Source organism: Acidimicrobiia bacterium (assembly GCA_041676705.1).
Lineage (GTDB): Bacteria > Actinomycetota > Acidimicrobiia > Acidimicrobiales > SKKL01 > Actinomarinicola.
Genome location: JBAYRL010000013.1, coordinates 1 through 22,148, shown reverse-complemented (window position 1 = coordinate 22,148; position 22,148 = coordinate 1). Strand labels below are relative to the sequence as shown.

The following is a 22,148-nucleotide window of genomic DNA, read 5'->3' as shown; positions in this document are numbered from 1 at the left end:
ACAAGGTTTAAGACCGTGATTCTTAGCGGCGCTAACCTGAAACGTCCCGACACTATAGTTTATGGTGTTTTCCGCTTTAAATAGCCTTCAAGTTTTAAGCGCTGTGCTCGCAGTGTTCCTACTAGTTTTAGTAGGGGCACTTATTTTTACGTTCAAAACGAAACCACAATCCCAAACCGCTGCAGATGATACCTCTGAAATCGCGAAACGTGTAGCAGAAGCTAACGCATGGGGCAACGAAATCAGAGCAACTAACAAACGCAAAAAACGTGGCCGTCGAAACAAAAACAGCAACAACCCCGAAGGTACCTTAGAGGACGCTAAACAACGAGTCTCTATACTCCAAGGACAAATAGAGCTTTTGCGCCACACCGCAGAACAAACACGGCTCCACGCATCAAAAATTACAACCCAGATAGCAGACGCAGAACAACACAACGACCAAGAACGGTTAGAAACTCTGCTAGCGCAGCGCAGCGCATTATACGCCGAAGCAGACAGACAGTTAGAAGCAGTTAACGTGGCAGAACAAGAAGTGGGCCAGTTAACACTCAAATGGGAACTCAACACCACCACACAACCAGACCTTATAGAAGGATCGCCGTGGCTTACATCCCCAACCACGCAACCCGCTGAATCTACAAACCTTTCACAAGCCCTAGAAACAGACCGTACCGAAACAGACACCTCGTTTTTGTTGGACTTCCCTGAAACTAGTTTTGAACCTGCTGAAACGTTCGAACCGTCCGAAGCCAACACAGAACTAGACAGTGCCACAGCAGAAACAGATGGTGTAGCATCACCCGCTGGAACTTCAGAGGTTTTACACCCGAAACCTTTGAACCGGCGTAGTGAAGCAACAGTCCGCCGGCGTTTAAAACACCTAGGAATGTCGAGCGCTTTGTCAGAAAGCGACGTTCAAATGTTAAACACTGCTTCTGCGTCGATAACTAATGTTGAGGTGGTAGACCATCTACAATATGGACTGCCCGAAGAAATCCCGGAACGTTCAACAGTGTCATTCACCCCGGTTGACGCTACCCAAACATAAACCACACCCTATTGGTATACCCACCAAAACGGTGGTCCCACACAACTGAGTACCCACCTTGTTTATCGGAGCGTCTACTTCACTACACAAGGTGGGTACTGTTGTGTCACCGCAACAGCAAATAGTTTAGTTAAAACATTCGTGGATGGTCAGACGCTGTGATTTATCAACCACCTGCCGTCTAGATTAAAACAAGTGTTGCCTTTTTGGGAAGGATACGTAACCCTGAAAAGACCTGACAACCCCGCCTGGAGTGGTCCTCTCGGCTACCAAAAGTTAACAGTTTGTATCAATTACACAAAAATATGTTACACCACAAACCACACTCTATAAAGGCTGTGACCTGGTGAAACACACAAAACGGGGGTGGTGGCGTGGTGGGTGTTAAAAGCTTTGAGGCCTACTTAGTAGCTTTCGAAAGTCCTGGTTTGGACATTGATGTTTAGCCGTTAGAAACCTAGCGGTGTAAGCGGCCAAAAGGCCTTGTAACAACCAGGAGCATATATGCAACTTCGTAAAGCCCGCAAGGGTATGACCATGATCGAGACTGTCCTTGTGATCGCTTTGCTGTCACTTTTGGGACTGGTCGCCTACGCCACCTATTCGAACGTTTTCGCGAAAGCTAAGTCTGCAACACTAGAGCAGACTGTAGGTTCGTTCGAGCGTGAGTATCGGGCCTTGCAGGCATTCAACGCTGGTGGCGCACCTGCCGGTAGTGGAGCAGTGATCCTTGAAACCACAGAAGACATGGCAGCCAACAGTGGTGTGGTTATCCGCACTGAGGCTGGTGCTGGTACCGACGGTGTGGAAATCCACAACGGTGTAGCCGCTGGTGTCACTGCTGGTGTTACAACTGGTACCACTGATTCTGATGTCGCTGCAGACGCATCCCTAGTGCTCTTCTCCAAGGGCGATGTGGATATCTGCTTGACAGTTCCTGCTAGCTTCGGTGCTCCTGGCGTGGTTGACAAGGTTACCCCTGCAACCTCTTGTGCTGACGTTATGGACTAAGCCTAATCCTTAGTTGATTTAAGAATAGCCAAAACGGGTTGTACCTCCACTTAGGTGGGGGTACAACCCGTTTACCGGCCCTCTTTTCAAATGTGAGTAACACCTGTGTGGGGTCCGACACTATCGGGCAAACAGAAATGTTCTGTCCTGTTGGCATCAACCCTTGCAAAGGAACTTTAGTAGTGCAGCTACACCACGATCTAGAAAACCTGGTCCAGTTCCATCAAGAACTAGGCAACCAAATCACAACCCAACAAATAAACCTAGAAACAGCAGCCGGGATGTTAGCTCAACGATTTGTTACCGACGCTGAAGGGGCCCGCTGGACTATAACCCCACAAGGATCGTTCAACAGACAGCTAGGCCCAACCCTCCCAGCAGTTACTGCCGACCCGACAACGTTCCAAGCCCCTATACCGCAGGTAGGGTTCAACCCGCAACCATACAACCCGTACCAACACACCCCGCCAGTTGAACCACAACAACCCCCGTATGGGCAGCGGCTTTACAAACCACGCCCAGATGGATCCTTTGGACCGCCACCAACTCAACTAGCACCTTTAGAAACAGCTAGTAACACGAACCTACCAGAACCGTTAAACCGGGTTTTTACCTGGATAGATAACAATCGTCGAAACGTGATTTTGGTTGGCGTGGTGATAGCGGTCCTGGTGTCTTTCCTGCTAGTTAAACCGGCCAATACTCACACAGAAACACAACACACTCCCAACACCGAAGTTGTGACGGTCGAGGATGACACTCAACAACCAACCACCCAAGAAAACGAAGTTCCCAACCCAAATCAGCCTGCTCTGCCCTAACAATCACCCCAGGTTCAAGCTTTAAGAATCGTTTGCAACACCACCTCTTATGACCCAACATTTACATCGAGATCTGCAAAACCTGTCCGAAGAGTACGACAAGCTTGTAGCGTCCGTCGAAGCGCAACAAGTGTCTATTGGCGACGCCCGAGAAGTGTTAGAAGCTCTAGGTGTGATAGACGCTGACGGTCATAAATGGGGAATGGATGAACAAGGCAACTTTACCCGTCAAATCGGACCCGACGGAATCCCTGAACCAACCAACCCTTCGTTATACACAAGCCGTCAAGCCACGACGACAACACCGCCAAAACCACCCTGGGACACTTCAACTAACCCTACAACATCCCCTTTTACAAACCATCGGGCCTACACACCGAAACGGTCCTCGCCTGTTATAACGAAAATAGTTGAGATAACCAAAACAAACATTGTTACAGTAGTGGTGCTTGTTATAGGTGTGTTGGTAGTTGGTTACACTCTCACAGATAAATCCTCCAACAACCCCGAAACAAACACACCAACAGAATCCACCCTTGTCACACCCCCAACCACCACCACAGCCCCAGAAACACAAGAACCTAACACCACAAACCCAACCGAAGAAACGACAACCACTACACTACAAGCACAAGTCCCTTCTGCGGAAAGAATAGCAGCAGTTCTAAACGTGTTAGAAGACGGTAACAGGGATGACACCGCAGCGGTTATGATGGTGAGCGGTGGGGTGTCTCGCATTGTCACCGAGCTGGTGTTCTATCAGGGGTTGGAACCAGCCAAACTCGAAATACAAACAGACCCGCCCGAAAACATTGGGGACGGTACTGCACTGCAACACTGGCGTGTCGTTGATAGCAACACCAACGAAACACATCTGACACTCACTGCCACATGGGTCCGAGATGGTAACACCTGGCGTCTTATCACCTGGCCGATCTAAAACACAAACACGGCAACAACCGAACCAGCACCTCTCAAAAAGAAGTTTCTGTTAGGGGTTTGCGCTGCTAAAGGCCTGTCGGACTGGTAAGTGTTATGTACGCTCACCAACCGGCAGTAGCAACACCAACAAAAACCAGCGAAGCGTTACAAGCAGAACCCCTCCTAAAACAAGTTACACAAACGCTACGATCAGAAACAAACCTGCAATGGTATCGAGGGTTTGACGCTCCTATGGTAGCGAAACGTTTAGGTTTAAACACATCTGAAGGTCTGGTAGGTGTGTATCCTGACGGTGGGATCTGGACAGATGTATCAAAACGTAACCTTCTAGTAGCCTCAGAAGCAAAACAACAAGGATGCTCGGGTAACGCTATTGAACGCTGGTACAAAAACGAAGCCATGCTGATGGCCTTAGGAACCCAAATATATGTGACGTTCTGTACCGGACCAGGATTTTTTAACAATCATCGCCCCCAACGAATTTTAGAAGCCTCCGCAGCTGTACTAAACCGTCCCCATCAACAACCTGCTGGGAAACATTTTTGGAACACCCCTAGCGGTTCACACTGGTTTTATCGTTGGCATACCCAACCAACAGCTACCGAAATACGCCAGATCTTAGAAACAGCTCTACAAAAAACTGGGGCCCACAACACAGACAGAACCACTGCTGAACGTTCCTGATAGGCAACCACAACAGATCTGGGCCGGGAGCTGACCCACAAGCCCGATCTAGGTATCTATCTATACCAGGCTATAACCGAAGCGGACATGGTAGTTGTGGGTCACAAAAGACGTTGTACGAGGTTTTTGAAACAGGTCTCGTTCAACAGTGGGGAACACTTTGTTCGTAGCAGCATCAAATATGTGAGGATTGGGACCTACCCAAACATTGTCAAGGAACGTTTCACCTTTACGAAACACCCCAATTTTCACTCCCGTAGCGCCACGCCGATAAACCGGTAGCTGTGTAACGTTCAACAGCTTCACACCCAACAGATTAGTTTGGGCTGCTAAAGTAACCCCATCTGTGGGTGTGGCGTTACTGTGAAACACCCCCGCACCAGCAACTTGTGCATCGAAACCAAGTTTTATAGCAGCAACCCCACCGGCCGCTAAACCCTGTGGACGCACATCAGCAGCTTCGAACCGGGCAGCGTTACCCGTTGTAGAAACCACACAAAAATCGTGGTTGTCAGCTACAACACCACCAAAAACGATACGATCATTTTTTTTGAGGGTTATAACATGTTGTTCATGTTCGTCCCGCAACGAAGACCGCAAGAACCGTTTAACCAGCCCCCTGCTAGTAACAACCCCGAAACAACTGTTGGTATCAGACAGGCTAACAACACCTACAAGGTGTTCATTGTCAGCTAAAAACATAAGATCTGTTGGAACAGTTCCACTAGTTGCACCAAGTTTGCGTGTAACTGTTCCACTGTAAACCTGGTCTATTTGATCTACTGGGACCCTCACCAACCGGCCATTAGAAGTAATAACCCCAACTAAAAGGTCTCGTCCAACGTCGATAAGGTGTGAAACACCTATCGGGGTACGGTTCCTACCTGAACGTCCCGATTCGATAAAGCGAACCAGTTTCCCATCAAAACGCAACCCCACCAACGACGCCGCAACATTATCGGGGCTGTCAGGTCTAGGGGATGGTGTGGGAACAGTTTGGGACGAGACAACCTCGGTTTGGTCCAAAATGCGGGTCCGGCGAGGCCGGGAGAAACGGGCAGCGACCTGTCCCAGCTCATCAGACACTGTTTTACGTAGAACGCTGGGTTGTTCAACGATTTGTGTCAACCGCACAATATCTTTAGCTAACGTTTCAAGTTCTTTAACAAGTTTGTTGTGTTCTAAGGTAGTTAAACGACGAAGCGGCATTTCTAATATATGGTCGGCTTGGCGGGGTGTGACCTTTAACTTTGTGGTGAGGGCGCTACGCGCAGCTCGAATAGTTTTTGAAGATTTTATGATCCCAACCACAACATCAATATTGTTTAACGCTGCCAGGAAACCTTCCAATAGATGTGCCCGTTCCGCAGCTTTGTTACGTAACCATTTAGAACGGCGTAAAACCACCTCTAAGCGGTGGTCAATATAATGTTGGCAAAGTTCAATAAAACTACAAGTTTTTGGGGTGCCGTCAACCAAAACAACGTTGTTTATCGCGAACGTTTCTTCTAACGGTGTTTCCTGGAACAACATGTTTTGTACTGCTGTGGGGTTGCTACCGGTTTTTAAAGTGATCAGCAGTTGGAGACCGTTGTGACGATCGGTCAAATCCTGTACCTGTGCTACACCTTCTAAACGACCGTTGTCAGTTAACGTTTTGATACGTGACACCAGTTTTTCAGGGCCCACACCATACGGTAACTCTGTTACTTTTAAAGCGTACCGTTTCCCAGTTCTTATAACATCGACCGTGCCACGCATTTTTAGAATCCCACGCCCAGTTGCATAAACCTCTTCAATGTTGTCACCCCACAACGCACCACCAGTTGGGAAATCAGGGCCCGGCACAACCCGAAACAGTTCTTTACTGGTCGTACCCGGTTTTTTGAGAAGGGTTTGACATGCGAGAATCACTTCACCCAGATTGTGGGGCGGCATGTTTGTAGCAACACCAACCGCGATACCAGCCGCCCCATTGACCAAGATCGTGGGAAACCCTGCGGGTAACACCAACGGTTCTTTGGTGGAACCATCAAAGGTGTCACCCATAGCAACCGTATCTTTTTCAACATCCTCTAAAAGAACTAGACCAGCGTCCGAAAGACGTGCTTCGGTGTATCTGGCGGCCGCCGGACCATCATCTAGGCTTCCAAAGTTTCCATGACCATCAACTAGCGGCACCATCCGAGACCAGGGTTGCGCTAAACGCACCAAAGCATCATAGATAGCGGCATCCCCATGCGGATGATATTTGCCCATAGTGTCCCCAACAGTTGACGCCGACTTCCTGTGGGGTTTATCGGGCAGCATCCCAGCCTGATACATGGCATACAAAATGCGGCGCTGTACCGGTTTTAACCCGTCACGAACATCAGGAATAGCGCGTGACACAATAACTGACAACGCATATTCCATGAACGAATCAGAAAGTTCGTCGGTGACTGAAACCTCAACAATCCCAGCTTCACCAGTAGGGGGCACTGGCACCGACATCAGAAACCTACCCTGAACAACGGCACAAAAGTATTGTCACAAGAATCGGGCCGCGACCAACAGTAGATAGGGCGGCTAGAAAGCTGAAAACACGAAACCATAGTTGGTAACTGTTCCGCTATATCCTGTGCCTGCCAGAACCCCCCAGAACCCTGCTAGATCCGCTCACAAGCTGTTGGTGTGCGGTGTTTAACACTAGGTCAAGGTTACGTAGCAGACCTCGTAGCCAGTTTTATTCGTGGTGTGTTACGACACCAAATAGTGGTCGGTGGTGAAACACTTCCTACCATCCACAACTACCTGCAGCGATTTGCTAGCAGCATGGTTGAGAAGTGGTTAAACCGGGCTCTGCCAAAATAACCCCACGAGGAGGTGTTAGTGTCGTGTGGCGTTGTTGTCACCAAACCCGGTGACGACATGTTGAACCCCAGACGATTCGCTAGTTAAAAGGAGACGTGGATGGTTTTGGCGTAAAGCTACACTGACTGTTGGCGGGTCACAGGTCAGCAAAGCTTGGAATGTTTTACGGCGAGGTACCGCAACCGTAATAGCGGTCTTGGACGGTTCGTTCGACAGAGACCATACAGCTTTGTGACGTTTAGAGTAGACAACCTCAACTTGTAGACCGTTAGGTGACCCCACAAACCGGGTAAAAATTTGGGTGGGGTCTTTAACAGTAGATAGCAGTCCGTCAGTTTCTAGAAGCAGATCGTCCCAAACCTGAAATAGGTGTTCTGTAGGAACATCCCAAAAACTGTTGTACCCCTCAAACAGATAGTTGAACTGGGCGGGCCATAACTTCAAAATATGGTGGTACTGTTCACGCTCTTTGTAGAGCTCCTTAACACCTTCTCCACCTAAAATGTTTATTACATGGGTCGTGAAACGCTCACCACTATATTTGAACGGGAAACGGACACAACGGCTCCGAGACGTTAGATACACAAAATTGTTGTCAAAAAGTACATAGCCAGAGAGTGGGAATCGTGGCTCATCTTTAGCGAACTGTTCCGCTATCTCTGCCAGCATGTATGACAGTTGTTCGGAAACAACCATCTCAACACCCCCATTCAACACTTGGAACCTTTATCGGTACACACGCCACCGAAATAAGGTTATCACGCCACAAACACCCCAAATCTTTATTCACAACACGAGTTGTGGGAACTGTCGTACCACAACAACCTTCAAACACCCTGTGGAATCCCAACCAAATACCGCCCCACAACAATCTCTACCAGCGTAATTGTGGTTTGGGTTGGGGTTTTACGCTAGGTCGGGGCTATCTAGCGGACCGGGCCAACTTAACCACACATTTTTGGGAGCCACTAGAAATAGGAACCCCCACATTGTGGATCTTCCAGGTAAGGATTGTGTTCATGGCGGTTTGGACAGCTTGGTTTGGGTGGTCTGTGTTCCCCATGTTATCGACAGCCCTGTGCTTATCTAGGCATCTAAAAAGAACTCACCTGCCTTAGCTTTACCGTCAGGTTTGGGTTTACAACCTTATTTCGATATCTAGTGTGGCCGCTACACTTCGAAACCCACACGAAACAGCTAGATAGTTGAACAGCCTGTACTGGTCTTGGTAACTATCCTTACCCTGGCTGTAACGGTGTCGAGCGGGGCACCCTAAATGTTTAAAAAGCGGTCCGCTGTCGTGATTGGCGGGTTGGGGTAGGGAGTTGGGCGTATTAGTAGCAGCGCTGAGGTTTGTGTTGTTCGCTGTATCGGCGACTAACCAGGTAGCCTGGGGGACGGGTACAACCCAACTATCAGCTCACGATCCGAAAAATGATAGACAATTAGGAAAACGTGTCCCCTAGAAACCCTGCCCAGGTTGGTTGGTTACTGGTGTTGGTTTGATGCGGGAACTGTTTTGGGGGACAACAGGATAAGCCCGCTCAAAGCAAAAAACGCTACTAAAGCCATAAACGCTAGCGACACGAAACCCCACTGTTGAAAATAGGGTGTGTTGCACGGGACTGTAGGGGAACACGACCCTCCAGATAAGGGGGAAAGTTCCACCCAAAAATGGTATGCCGACATCACACCCCCCAAAATTGTTAAAGGCAAAATGTAGAACCGGGCCGCTATATCTTTACGTATAGCTGCTACCACCAGTAAAACAGCTGTCGGGTACATCGCTGCTCGTTGGAACCAACAATATTTGCAAGGCTCAAACCCGATAACTTCAGAATAGTACAACGACCCAAGAGTGGCGCTTGTAGCTATCAGCGCCCCAAACCATAAACAGGCAGGTTCCAACCAGCCGGCAACGTTACGTAGCCACGTATTGTTACCAAGTTTGCTGACACACCCTGCCCAGGCCACAACACCTAAAACAAAAACAGCGACCGTCAACAAAGAAAAAAACAGGTTTAAGGTTTGCACAGGCATGGTTTGCAGTATCGTTACAAAAACTTCCCATCCTGCCTGTTAGGTTGGTGCGGGCCTGCTGTTACAAGCTACTTACCACAACACAACCAGATTGTGGTGTTGTTAGGGCATAGCGAAGAAGGGCTTTGGTAGTTGTTTCCCTATACAACCTGGTCTTTACACTCGCTTTGTTGTTTCTATTAACGTGTTGATATCTTGTTCCCATTGGGGAGCGAGATTCACCAAAATCTGCCACCACCGTCGAGATTCGCTGGTTGTAGCATCGCCTAGGCTTTCCAACAACAAGTCACAGACGTCACAATCTTCAAAGCCCAAGCTGGGTTTAGTGATCCGTAACGGTTCTTTAAGGTTTGTAGGGTCAATAATCGTTGTAAGGGGGTTTGTGTCATGTTGCTTAGGGGACTCTTGGGGTCGGGCTGGTAGGTCCCACTGATTTGTTATAGCCCTGATAGAGTCCCGGTTTTGTTGTGAATGACGCCAAAGATAGGAGCGGTGTAAATCTTCTAGTAGATAGTTTTGGTACAACGGGTGTGGTTGTCCTAACAAACGTAGATAGGCCAACACATGTGGCAAGCTTGTTGTTTCTAACAAATTTTGGTTTGCTAAAGGCCGTCGGCTGGGAGCTAATCTATGCCAACGAGTCGGTGAGGCGGTACCTAACTTAGCTAAGATTTGTGTGTGCAGCTCATTAGACAGGTTATGGTGTTGCAACAAAATATTTAACGTGTTTATATCGTGGCGATCATGTTGAGGGTCGCAGTGTGATACAAGGCTGGTTTGTTCCTCAGAAGTTAGTCTAAGTGTTGCCAACCAGTTACGGGCTTTCGGGGTTGCTATATCAATAAGGTCTGGGATCAGCCAGGCCCGTTTGGCGATCTGTTCCGTTACTTCAAAAGCTGGAAACGTTTCTATGAAAACCGGGTTGGTAAACAATCCCAAAAACTGTTGATCGTTGAGAGTGTTGCTACCCCCACTAAGCCACCAAAGAACACCTTGGTCATGAAGTTCTGACCATTTCTCAACCCAAGTGTTGGTTTGCCAATCTAGAGGGTAACGGACCAGTTTATTATGCAACCAGCCTGGCAGCATTGCCGGTGCTGTGTGTCGCAACCCAAATAGATACAGGTCCTGTGGTAGCGCCCAATGCCTGTTAATTTCAGGTGTGACGGTAAGGGCAGCTTGTTTTTGTGAAAATATAAATCTGATGATAGCCGGGTTAGTTGTGTGGTGAATAAGGTCAGGCCAAACGTCATCGCTGTCGAAATGATGTCGGAAATCGCTCACCAGTTCTACAGTTGTTGCCGGGTTCATTGCTATCCATCTGGTGGTAGTGGACGGAGCTGTTTCTAACAATACCCGCAGCACATCAACGTTTTTGATACCCCAAGCTATTTGTCGTAGAATCATGTGAAACAAATACCTTTGTTCGAGCTGTTTTCCTAAGAGGTTCATAGAGTGCTCGGAACACGTCACGATCCACATAGACACAACCCTTCGCCCCGCCGAAGGTCCTGTCTTGGTGCTGTCGTGAAACACCAAGATAAGGCACCAAGACATCAAGATGCCATGACAGCAAGAGTGCTTTAGTAGCAGGTCTTAGGTGTTTATGTGACCTGGGAAAACGGTGCCATCAGCAGTATAAACCGTTTTGTTTAGAGGATGTGTAGAAAACCGGAGCCGGAACCGCACGTTTCTAGGTAGGTTGTAACCCACACGATTTTTTGGTGACACCCTATGTGGAGAAAATAGCGTTAGCGCACACAGTAGTTGCACAAGGCGTTACGAAAGGTGTGACAAGTGATCCCTGAAACTAAATCGAAACAACAGTTAGTGACCGAATATCTAAGTGCGGACACCCCGCATGACTGGCTAGTTTCAGAGATTGAAGAATATCTGTTCCCTGACCAAGGCGACGATGTTGACATGGACACGCTTCAAGAAGTGTTCGATCGGTTAGAAACCGAAGCCGAAACAGTCAACGCTAACGCCTACCATGCTGATGATTTAGCGGTCTATCTAATCTCAACGATCCGTCCTGATGGGATTAACGCCAGATTTAGTACAGCGTCACGCCCAACCCCTATGCTTCTTTTAGAGTGGTGTATAGATCAGTGTGCGGTTGGCGCACCGGTCACGATCCAACAAATTTATGGTGATGGGCGTAAAGACGAACATCGTTTAACATGGCCGTTTTCAATGGCAGATGCTGTAACGGTCACCTCCCCACGAGACAACAGCATCGAGACTGGGGTACAACGGCTAACTGTTAGGATCACACTCCCAAACATCGAAGATTTGAAAGCCAAGTATGAACAGCTACAACCAGTCGCTCGCGGCTTGTCCCTAGTGTCGTTGGGCGCCATAGGTGCTTTGTTGCTGCGTAGAAAACCTTCGCGATAACCACCAAGTACAGCTACAACCAAGGTGGGATTGTGTGGTGTTTAAGCTCAGAGTGGCATTCTGTAGAAATACCAGCCACAGAAAGTAGCTAGCAATGATACATCTGCTTTTTAACAGCCCACTCCGGGTAGTTTCCTATGTTGTTTTAACAACAATAGCGCTAACCCAAACTACCAACACACAAACCCTCAACACTGTAGGGTTTATAGTCGTCATAGTGCTCAGTAACGAAGCCCGTCTTCGCCATATCGAAACCCAAACCTGGTCTGGGAAACTAGCAGAACTCACTGCGATCACCGCCACAACTCTGATCTATTTTCCATTAGGTCTCACCACAATCTTGGCTTGTGTGTTCATACAAGGGTCACTGACCAACACGCTATTTAAACATCTGATCAAAAAACAGCGCCGCACCAAAACACACCTGACCGCAACAGAACAAGCAGCGAAACGTTACAACGTCCACACCCCAAACAACACCTACAACACCAACCCTACTGTTAACGACCAGCGACCCCCTATAAGACAAGACCTTCTAAAAGAAGCGTTCCAAGGGTCAGCAGGTTGGAACACCACCAGAAACAAACCACTCCGCTACACCGCTAAAAAAACGGTCCCTTTTGAAGTGGTGCTTCCCCCAGAGACCGCTAATTAACCTGAAATATCGTCCCAAAACCCGGTGGGTCCTAGCTGATGTGGATGCTGAGGGTAACAGTTTGGTTTTCGAACAGTAACGAAACCAGGCTCTGCGCAAAGGGTGGGAACCAACGTTGAGTGTTGTCAAAACGCGAAGAAGGTACCTGGAACCTGAACAACAGTTTCTGAGGAGAACTTTCGCCCAATGACCAAAACATCTTGTGTTCCCTGTGACCATACACAAAAACATGGGTATCTAGGGGACCTACCCGACCAAGCCACCTCCCATTGTCAACAATGTCACCGAAATTGGAGCTCCGCAGCAGAAGCGCATTGTTGTGGCTGCCATAACCATTTCACATCCAACCGTGCCTTTGATCAGCACCGCACCCTAGGACAGTGTTTAAACCCAACCACTGAACTACGTAACGATGGGCGACGCCGGTTCGAACCAAGACAACGCAAACACGGCGTTTCTTGGGCATTAGCTTACTATGGGGAACCTTTCCCCGAAACGTTATCTAAAACAGGTTAGCCGCTGAAACACATCGCTGCGGTAACCGTACCGTCATACACAGTTACTCCTATAACCCGGTACAACACACCAACACAGGAACTACAAACAAAACCCTGTGCCAAGGAGCTAAACATGCATGATGGGACCCTGAACAACAAATATTTAGTAGAACGTTCCGACGGGCAACAACGTTCAGAAGCCCGTTATTTCGTGTTGAATTATGCGAAAGATCCTTATGCGAGAGCAGCTCTTTTAACCTATGCCAACGAATGTTCTCAAACACATCCGACACTCGCGTCAGACTTGCGGGCTGTTGTTGCCTACTACACAGCTAAAGACAACCGTCGACGAAACGATCTGCCGTTAAGAGGTACCCACGGGGCAGGTGGCGAACCCTGGGGTGATGATGACCTTTTAGAAATTGTGGAACGTCGCACCAAAACCGACCAAGAGTTCAACGCCCGGCTACAACAACTACTCCAAAACCTCTAGCCACAAACCCCTGTTAGAAACTATCAAGCTGACAGGCGTTTCGTAGTTGCTGACAAACAATAGGTATACCCAACCGGTCCGAACTCTTCGGGGTGACTGTGCCCAGCCTGGGCTGTCAAAGATCGTTGAGCCGGGTGGTGTCACCCCAAACATTAAACACTGGGAGCGGCCTCGCAGGAGCGTGAGGTGTAGCTATTGGGGATCGTCTCGAAAGTGATGTTCTCTACCACACTGCGCGACCCGTGTCTTGCCATCAACCCCCGAAACAGGTCTTTTAGACTATACACCTTGGGTATTTATATCCCGATAGAGCTTTATGTAGATGTGGTAGTTGTTGGGTAGTGGTCAGAAACTTCCTCATGTTTGGGGGAGTGTTCAACCAAGCGGGGGATAGGGAAAGTTGTGACGCAAACTTTAGTAGCAACAAAACCGAAAAACACTGTGAAACATGTTCTGGTTGAGCAACGCAAACCGGACCGTGTTCTAATCCGTGACAACGAAACTGGGCCGGATACTCTACTAGCTGTTGGTAGGCAGTCATCTACAACAAAAACGGTGAAAGTCACAGCACTAGTTTTTGTTTCAGTTGTTTTAGTAGTAGCAGCCGAACACACCACCCCGCATGGGGCGCCTTATTGGGCTGGGGGCGCCATAGTTTTTCTAGGTGTGGTGGCGGCCACCTATATTTTATCCAGAGCACCCAAAACCTGGACCCCTTCCAAACTGGTGTGGTTGAAACGTTGGGTAGGGATGGTTTGTTTGACCAGCACCTGGGCAAGTCGTACAGTCCTTGGCCATCACCTCAACCAGCATGTTACTGACACGTCGTTTATGTATAGTCCTACCAAAGTTGGGAACCTGTTACTTTATGCTGGCTATCTACCGTTAGCCCTAGTCGCAGTGTTAGGGATTTACAGGGTCCGAAACCACATCCGAAAAACAGAATTGTTAGACACCTTGATAATCACAGGATCGTTAGCGCTCTTGGGTTGGGTTGTGGGTGCTGGTAACACTTTCATTGTTGACACCCCAGTAATCTGGTTACAGCACCAAACCTTAGCAGTGTATTGTTTAGGGGTAGTAACAGTTTTTGTGGTTACACTCCGACTGGTTACCGCTACAGCGCTCAGGCTCTTTGAATGGGCAGTGTTAGGTGCCATGTTGGCTGCACTAATAGGGGACTGGTTTATTCAGCTGTCTATACTTGCGGTCGCCCGCGATCAGACCCCGCCACTGTTCCCAACCGGAATGTTCTATGTAGTAGCACTAGGGTTGCTAATGGTTGCGATAACCCATCGCAGCGCCCAACAACCAGCCCACAAAAAACAAAAACACAATCAACAAACAATCACCAGCCGTGTCACCATAGCCGCAACAGCAATCACGCTCCTACTTTTAAGTATCAGCCTTGGGAAAAATTCGTTACTGTTCCAAAGCGTAGTAGTAGGCATAACTATCGTAGTTGTGGGTGCTATGACAGCCCGCTACTACTACACCATCACAGAGTTCAAAAAAGCTACCGCCGAAATCATGGCCGCCAGTATCTCCGCAAGAAACCATGTCGCCCAAGACCTGCACGACGGACCAATCCAAGAACTCTTGGCAGTACGCCTAGCTTTAGAAGGAACAGCAGCTGGGGAACAGCTATCTACTAAAATCAACGAAACAATGCTGGCTTTACGCACCTCAATGACAGCCCTCCGAGACGGTATCGACGGGGGCGACATGCTAACACAATCATTAGAAGTAGCGATCAACGATATGCAACGCTACGGGGTAATAGGTTTCCTAGAAAACAAAGCTTCCCCGAACCTTTCACACAAAACAGCGTCTCTAATCTATCGAAACACAAGAGAAGCGCTACGAAACGTGACCTGGCACGCTAACGCCAGCATCGTCACCGTATCAATCCTTAGCAGCCCCCACACCACCACCACAACAGTCACCGACAACGGTACCGGGTTCAACCCCACACAAGCCCAATCTAAAGCCGCTGAAGGCCACATAGGTGTAGCCTCCATGAGAGCCGCTGTCCTAGAAGCGGGCGGCCAGTTTTCACTCGGACCTAGACCAGATTCACAACCAGGTACCCAACTCGTGTTTTCAATACCAAACTAACAAACCCAAACCAAACCGTCCCCACAGCAATCACCTACTTGCGAAACCCACACCAACATTCACAATAAACCAAGTGCTTCTCACCAAGCACACCAACTCTAGATCGCTACTAGCAACATCGAGTTATCACAACCGGTGATCAAAAGTAGCGGCACCTAGGAACCGACTAGAGGGGTCACAACCCCTCTAGTCAAAACAAACACTCAAAAAGTGATTCGTGCGGGGACAAGCCGCGGAGGCTAGCTGGGTTCATAACCCAACATATTGGTAGGTTCGAGTCCTACCCCCCGCCACTAACGACCACCACAATCCCTACACAGCTGCCCTAGTTGTGTAGGGATTGTTTATTGTTGTGGTGTGCTTTGTTCAACCCAAACTGACAGGAGAGTGTTTCGGGGTTTGTTGATAGTTAGGTTGCGCTAACAGTAACGGCTACAATATCAACAAAGGAGTACTTTTATGTCTATGGCCGCATCAGCTCGCCGCACCGTCCAAGAGTACCGTAACACTCTTGACTGTACGGCAGAGACGTTAGAACTTGCGGAAGCTAAGTTCGCGTCGGCGTTACGTACCATCGCAACAAAAACCCCGTTGTTGCATGTGATTTTGTCCTTGACAGATCATGTGCCGACCACCAAGGTTGAAACGTTAGCAGTTCAGCTTCGCTCCGACGGTCTAAAATTTTTGGTGTATAACCCAAATTTTATTGTTGATTACGATGAGCAAGGCGCTGCTTTCTTCCTAGCTCACGAAGCCGAACATCTCTTAGCGTTACACCTGGAACGCGCGGCTGACAAGCCAGAGTTGTTGAGTGACCAATATTGGATTATTGCCACAGAAGCGATGAATAACCATTTTGTTAAAGAACTTCTTGGTGCCCCAGGGTTACCAAGAAATCTTAAAACAGGGGAAGAGTCCGGGGTAAACCCTACCAAAGTGTTTCAACAGTACCAGCGAAATTTGAAAGCTGCTGGGCTGGAACCTGTTACAGAAAAAGTGTTTTTGTCAACAGATGACACCTGCCGTTCGGAACTTGCTCGGATGACACGAGACCCTTCCGCTAGATCAGCGGTTTGTACTCACTTGTCGAACCCCGGCAACCAATCCGGATCGAAAAACAGCCAGTCAAACACAGATAGTGACAACGATTCTTCTTCAGAAAACCTTGAAGGTGGTTTAACGATATCGTCCGATGTTTTGGAAGACCTGATAGTTGACGCTATTCAACAAACAGCTCACGAAGCCCGTGTAAATGGCAACGCCCAAGCTGTTAACGAACTAACGAAACGGATGGAACGTGCCGAAGGTTCAGAAGAAGCTACCAAAATCTGGGGCACACATGCTGCAGGTGTGCGTGTAGGTGACCCTGTGGTTATTCGCACCGTTTCATATTGGGAACAGTATGTAACCAACAAAATAGCTTCAATGATACAACCCGATGAAAAACTAACCCAGCTTAAAAAGTTGGTGGCTATAGAACCACAACCGCCGTTCAGGTTTCGTGGGGAGTCGTTAAAACATCGTGGTGTTATCTGTTACGACACTTCTGGCAGTATGGGAGTACAGCTACTAAACCGCCTAAAACAACTCATAGGGGACGAAGATGGGCTTGAGATAGATTGGGTTACATGTGACACCCAAGTATATCGAATCAACCCAAACGAACCTTTACGAGGTGGTGGCGGTACCGTTTTTGAACCGCTGGTAGACTATGTTGAAGGTCGGATCGGTTTAGAAAACGAACCACCATTAGCGTACGAACCGGACTTTGTTATCGTGGTAACAGACGGCGAGTTTAACCCTATACATCCACAACACCCAGAAAACTGGGTGTGGCTAATCACCCCAGGGGGAACAGACTGGCCCCGTGATTATGGGATGGACTCTATCGTGCTAACACGCGACGACATCGCCGTGTTAATGTGACACACAAAGAAAACCCCTCCAATGTTTAAACATTGGAGGGGTTTTTGCTCTGCCACACACAAATCATGGTTGGTGTTGCTGGTTATAAACCTAACATTTGGTGTCGCACATTCACTACACCCCTAGGGGCTTGAAACAACTGCACACCGCGATCTAGTTTAGTTTCCACCGAACAATCAGCATACTCAGATCCGGTCCAAAACCGGGTAAAAACAGGTTTAGGCATCAACAACGCCCCAGCGAAAGCGTTAGCTTCCATGTCTTTACGGTCACGGCCCTTGCTGTAACGATAAAACTCGTTGGTTGTGTTGGAACAATGATCACACGGTTGGCGGTGTAACACAAAATGGCCGATTTCGTGTGCGATAGTGAAACGGTCTTTACGGTAAGACGTGTTTGAAGCGACAAACACTGTGAAGGTACCATCCGCTGCGACACGTAACGACACCGGGTTATCTTCGGTATCGGTTCCAACAGCGACCTTACCACCGAGCTTTTCAAGAAGTAGTTCCACATCAACCGGAACTTTAAAACCAGGACCTAAATAGGTAACAAGAAGTTCAAAGGATATTGTTTCAACATTTTCTGCTGTTACTACCATTTTGGGCACCTGACTTTACAACCGCAACAACTTACCGCTCTAGCGTGTCTACATCGACGTTGGAACGCACACAATAACCTGTGTCACAACACCACTGTTTCGTACCGGCACCGCAACACCGGCTGGTGGGCTCCCCAGAACAGCGAGCCAGCCAAAAAAACCGTATAAAGAAGACTGTACCCACCTGGGAACTATCAAGGGTAGCTGTGTCACTGGGTGGTTGAGCTGTCAGGCAGGGTTTGGTCCAGGGTTAAGGTTCTAAACACACGATATGTTTTGGTATGCTCGTAGCTTTGGAGGTTTGCGTCTGAAACTAATGCAACGACAGTAGCTGGCACTAACAAACCGATAAACGGTTCTACAAAGGAGTTATCATTAATGACCAGCGCACTGTTGGAAAAAGTCGGGAATCTGGATTTTGGTGTTAACGCCACCAACAAAAACCCGATTCCTGGGTCGACCATCGCGAAGATGGAAGCAACCCGCGAGATACTGTGGGCCATTGAAACAAAAACCCCTCTTCTTTTTAGAGGTTCGCCGGGGAACGGTAAAACCAGTTTTACTATGTGGATTTTGGAACGGCTCGGGTTCGAGGTGGTGTACATCCCCGCCCCGACAACATCGCCTGAGGCGTTGATCTATCCCGGTATCGCAGTTCATGACGGGGAACGCACAATCGACTTTATTTTGTGGGAAAAAATGTTGTCCCCCAACCCTAAAGTGATCGTGATCGATGAGCCTTCACGGGCCACGGTGGCGGTACGGAACCAGCTTTTAGAACTGGTGTTCAAAGGGACATTAGGGGACCGTAAAGTCCCAAACCTTCAAGGTGTTATAGCGTGTGATAACGCTAGCGCCGAAGATGGTTTAACAATGTTTATGGATTTTGCCTTGGCGGACCGGTTTCTTACTGTAGAAGTAGATTCACGCTCCTTCCCATGGCAACATGCCTTGGCAGCAAAGTTCCCTGATGTGGATTTAACAGATGTGTTTGAATATCACGCACGTTTAACACCACACATGAGAAAATTGTTGTCCCCACGAACTCTAGAGCACGTAATTTGGAACGCTTTAGAAGGGTTACCTTTGATTTGGGGGTTACCAATGCCCCGCGGGAAACGTGCTTTGCTGAGAGAACAGGGCAGCGACTCCCACGACTCTAAGGACCGGACCGAAGAAATATTAGGCCGGATAGCGTCCATGTTAGGAGCCCGTAACCCGGACTCGGTAGCGAACCAGTTCGACCGTGCGGTAGAAGCTGCTCTAAAAGCCGGAAACGGTACCGCCGTGTACCTAGAAGGCCCCCCAGGGTTTGCTAAAACGTCACGAGCGGAACAACTCGCCCACGAGTCAGGCTGTAACGTACTCGCCTTGTCGATCCCGACGGTTTCCCCAGAAAACCTGGTATTCCCAGAGTTAGCAGTAGGGGAAGACGGCGACGCCCGCATACGTGTCATTCTCACCAAGTTCTTTATGGAACCCGGAGAGAAAGTATTGGTCCTTGACGAGATTTGGCGGGGCTCTCCAGCAACGTCGAACGTGATCATGGAAATCGTTCAAGAAAAATCGTTAGGTGGAGTGAAACTTGAAGGTTTACGCGCAATCATAGCGTTAAACAACCCAAGAGAACTCGCAGGGTACCGGCTAGATGCAGGGTCAGCAGACCGGGCACAAGCCGACCGTTTCCACTCATCGGTAGAACTCGTAGCAACCTCGATCCCATGGGACGACTTTTTGCTACGAAAGTTTCATGAACACCAGCTTCAAGCAGAAGCTGTGATCCAATGGTGGAAAGAAGACCTGGACCCAGCCCAACGCAACCTGATAACGGCCCGTACAGCGGAACGCCTAATCGAACGGGCAATACACAACATGCCCCTACGACCGGCCCTGCCACACGTACAAGGCGAATATGTTGAAGTAGCGTTGTATTCGCTGGAAACACGTTTAGCGGAACAGATCGTCCCCAACCTGACATACATAACGAAACATCTAGACAAGTTTCTAAATGACATGGCAGATGGTGACCTGCACGCTATAACCACAGTACAATCGGCGTTTATCCATGCTGCACCGGTGCAGCTAGAAGAACACTACGACGCAGTAGTACAACTCTTCCTGCGTTTGTCCGAAGACTGGAAACTTCGCCTAGTGAACTCGGGCGAAAACCGGAACTTCTGGATCAACGTGCTAATGGCCGATCCTGAATAAAACAACTCTAAACAGGTATAACAGACACTCAAAAACTGTTATACCTGTTTTGTTTTGCCGCCCCACCGCTAACCCCTACGGGCCGTTCCACAGGTAAAAGCACCGTTTATGTTAGCTGACCCAACCCCTACCACCCATTTTCACACCAACAACAGCTACCAGATTATCTTTAGTAGGTGGTTCTTTACCTGCACATGAACGGTCCAAGTTTGTTAGGGGGCAACTGGGCAGGCTGATTCTTTAAAAGGCGTTACTACAACATCTTTGACTTAGTTGTTAGAGGTCTGTAACCCTGTGTTAAAAACAACGAAATAGTATTCTTTCGACCGAAACTGGTGATTGTGATCCCCAGTGAAAAACATCGCTGTGAGGGAAGCTATATTCGTCGTTTGAGATCATAAAACCTCAAACCAACAGGTTTGGAAAACGCTGTAAACCATGCTAACCCAGATCCACATAGATCGGAATGTCAAGAAAGATGGCCACAAAGCCGGCTCCTAGTTATTTGTGAGGGTGATAGGACAATAAACCCTCATGTCACCTACCACACCAAAACCCGCTACCCCTTCCTTTGTTCGTAGGGGTTTAACGCTTGTAGAAATCATTTTGGGTTTAGTGGTGGGTGCGCTTCTGGTGTTCGCAGCGTTTGTGTCGTACCAACAGGTTTTCACTAAAACCCGTGAACAAGCTGAGCTCGCAGCACTAAAGTCGGTGGCTCGTGAAGCACAAGCCCTGCTAGCCATATCGGGGGCAGATCGTTGGGATACCCAGGCTGGGCTCGATGCTGTGATCGGCGCGTTAGAAGACTGGCCAGCAACCCAAGCTGCTGGTGTTGCTGGGGTTTTCGCTGATGATAGTGACTTAGTGGTTACGGAAGCCGATGCTTGGCCTGGGATGTCTGAGCTCACCTTCACACGCGCCCCTAACACCTTGTTGATGGTTGTGGCGTTAGATGACGGGGCATGTGTAGTAACAGCACCTCCACACACGGGGACCATACAAGGCGGCTGTGTTTCGAACCTGGATGCCATTGGTGAAAGCTCTCCTTCCGAGGCTGTAACCAACCAACAAATACCAGGCATCAACAACACCACTGCCCAGCCAGAACAACCAGCCCCCACCACAACAACGGAACCAACCACCACCACAACGGCTCCTCCCACAACAACCACTATCGAACCAGAACCGGACCCAGGGTTTTGGGCCCAAATCACCGCGGGCAGTAACCACTCGTGTGGGATAACTACAGGTGGTGACGCTTACTGCTGGGGCAACAATACTTATGGCCAGATGGGGAATGGGAACACCCCCAGCCAAACCACACCGGTCAAAGTGGTAGGTAATCACAGTTTTGTGTCTATCACCGCTGGTGTTGGTCACTCGTGCGGGGTAACCACAGGCGGTGACGCTTACTGCTGGGGACAAAACAACTATGGTCAGCTAGGAAATGGGAACATCAGCACCTACGTTGGCGTATTCTCACCTGCCAAAGTTTCCGGCAAGCATACTTTTGTGTCTATCACCGCAGGCAACAACCACACATGTGGGGTAACTACAGGTGGTGACGCCTATTGCTGGGGTTACAACTACTATAGTCAGGTGGGGACTTGGACCGCTGGTGTCGAGCAATCCGCACCCATAAAAGTGCCAGGTAACCATAGCTTCATGTCTATCACTGCAGGCGGGAATCATACGTGTGGTGTGACCACGGATGGTGACACCTACTGCTGGGGCAACAATACTTATGGCCAGGTGGGGAATGGGAACACCAACCAGGAGACCGCACCTGGCAAAGTGATAGGTAACCACAGTTTTGTGTCTATCACTGCAGGCGGGAATCATACG

The 22,148-nt window shown here is 48.8% G+C and carries 17 protein-coding genes and 1 tRNA gene; 13 read left to right on the top strand and 5 right to left on the bottom strand.

The genetic code is table 11. The features are described 5' to 3' along the window. Positions 1 to 61 precede the first annotated feature (61 nt). The 5 genes from WC184_12325 to WC184_12305 all read left to right on the top strand — a co-directional run bounded on the left by WC184_12325 (position 62) and on the right by WC184_12305 (position 4,509). Positions 62 to 1,051, top strand: a complete 990-nt coding sequence (locus WC184_12325) for a hypothetical protein (GenBank protein ID MFA7478653.1) — start codon at positions 62 to 64, stop codon at positions 1,049 to 1,051. 504 nt (positions 1,052 to 1,555) lie between these two features. Then, the gene (locus WC184_12320; GenBank protein ID MFA7478652.1) at positions 1,556 to 2,062 is read left to right on the top strand and encodes a prepilin-type N-terminal cleavage/methylation domain-containing protein; all 507 of its coding nucleotides are present in this window, start codon (positions 1,556 to 1,558) and stop codon (positions 2,060 to 2,062) included. Between the two features lie 182 nt (positions 2,063 to 2,244). Then, positions 2,245 to 2,883, top strand: a complete 639-nt coding sequence (locus WC184_12315; GenBank protein MFA7478651.1) for a hypothetical protein — start codon at positions 2,245 to 2,247, stop codon at positions 2,881 to 2,883. A gap of 49 nt (positions 2,884 to 2,932) precedes the next feature. After that, entirely contained in the window at positions 2,933 to 3,823 is an 891-nt protein-coding gene (locus tag WC184_12310) for a hypothetical protein (protein MFA7478650.1), read from the top strand. Positions 3,824 to 3,918: 95 nt separating this feature from the next. Continuing rightward, positions 3,919 to 4,509, top strand: a complete 591-nt coding sequence (locus WC184_12305; GenBank protein MFA7478649.1) for a hypothetical protein — start codon at positions 3,919 to 3,921, stop codon at positions 4,507 to 4,509. 60 nt (positions 4,510 to 4,569) lie between these two features. Here WC184_12305 and WC184_12300 read toward each other — a convergent pair whose 3' ends face one another. The 4 genes from WC184_12300 to WC184_12285 form a co-directional block, all read right to left on the bottom strand. Continuing rightward, entirely contained in the window at positions 4,570 to 6,996 is a 2,427-nt protein-coding gene (locus WC184_12300; GenBank protein ID MFA7478648.1) for a DNA topoisomerase (ATP-hydrolyzing), read from the bottom strand. Between the two features lie 381 nt (positions 6,997 to 7,377). Next, a complete protein-coding gene (locus WC184_12295) occupies positions 7,378 to 8,058 on the bottom strand; it encodes a hypothetical protein (GenBank protein MFA7478647.1) in 681 nt (226 codons plus the stop codon). A gap of 792 nt (positions 8,059 to 8,850) precedes the next feature. Further along, a complete protein-coding gene (locus WC184_12290; GenBank protein ID MFA7478646.1) occupies positions 8,851 to 9,402 on the bottom strand; it encodes a disulfide bond formation protein B in 552 nt (183 codons plus the stop codon). Between the two features lie 156 nt (positions 9,403 to 9,558). After that, entirely contained in the window at positions 9,559 to 10,809 is a 1,251-nt protein-coding gene (locus WC184_12285) for a hypothetical protein (GenBank protein MFA7478645.1), read from the bottom strand. A gap of 390 nt (positions 10,810 to 11,199) precedes the next feature. On the opposite strand from WC184_12285, the gene WC184_12280 reads away from it, so the two are divergent. The 6 genes from WC184_12280 to WC184_12255 all read left to right on the top strand — a co-directional run bounded on the left by WC184_12280 (position 11,200) and on the right by WC184_12255 (position 17,491). Then, positions 11,200 to 11,802 (top strand): hypothetical protein, encoded by a 603-nt coding sequence (locus WC184_12280; GenBank protein MFA7478644.1) that lies wholly within the window; start codon positions 11,200 to 11,202, stop codon positions 11,800 to 11,802. Positions 11,803 to 12,019: 217 nt separating this feature from the next. Beyond that, positions 12,020 to 12,457: a hypothetical protein gene (locus WC184_12275; GenBank protein MFA7478643.1), complete on the top strand. Its 438-nt coding sequence runs from the start codon at positions 12,020 to 12,022 to the stop codon at positions 12,455 to 12,457. 630 nt (positions 12,458 to 13,087) lie between these two features. Further along, complete coding sequence (locus WC184_12270) at positions 13,088 to 13,447, top strand: hypothetical protein (GenBank protein MFA7478642.1); 360 nt, start codon at positions 13,088 to 13,090, stop codon at positions 13,445 to 13,447. A gap of 402 nt (positions 13,448 to 13,849) precedes the next feature. Beyond that, positions 13,850 to 15,565 (top strand): hypothetical protein, encoded by a 1,716-nt coding sequence (locus WC184_12265; GenBank protein ID MFA7478641.1) that lies wholly within the window; start codon positions 13,850 to 13,852, stop codon positions 15,563 to 15,565. Between the two features lie 219 nt (positions 15,566 to 15,784). Then, positions 15,785 to 15,857, top strand: a tRNA-Met gene (locus WC184_12260). 167 nt (positions 15,858 to 16,024) lie between these two features. Next, on the top strand, positions 16,025 to 17,491 hold the full coding sequence (locus WC184_12255; GenBank protein MFA7478640.1) for a hypothetical protein: 1,467 nt from the start codon (positions 16,025 to 16,027) through the stop codon (positions 17,489 to 17,491). Positions 17,492 to 17,573: 82 nt separating this feature from the next. Here the strand turns inward: WC184_12255 and WC184_12250 are convergent, their stop codons facing one another. After that, positions 17,574 to 18,092, bottom strand: a complete 519-nt coding sequence (locus WC184_12250; protein MFA7478639.1) for an ImmA/IrrE family metallo-endopeptidase — start codon at positions 18,090 to 18,092, stop codon at positions 17,574 to 17,576. Between the two features lie 378 nt (positions 18,093 to 18,470). Between WC184_12250 and WC184_12245 the strand changes: the two genes are divergently transcribed. Both WC184_12245 and WC184_12240 read left to right on the top strand, forming a co-directional pair. Next, the gene (locus WC184_12245; GenBank protein ID MFA7478638.1) at positions 18,471 to 20,303 is read left to right on the top strand and encodes an AAA family ATPase; all 1,833 of its coding nucleotides are present in this window, start codon (positions 18,471 to 18,473) and stop codon (positions 20,301 to 20,303) included. Positions 20,304 to 20,837: 534 nt separating this feature from the next. Further along, a partial coding sequence (locus tag WC184_12240) for a hypothetical protein (protein MFA7478637.1) occupies positions 20,838 to 22,148 on the top strand: 1,311 nt, incomplete at its 3' end.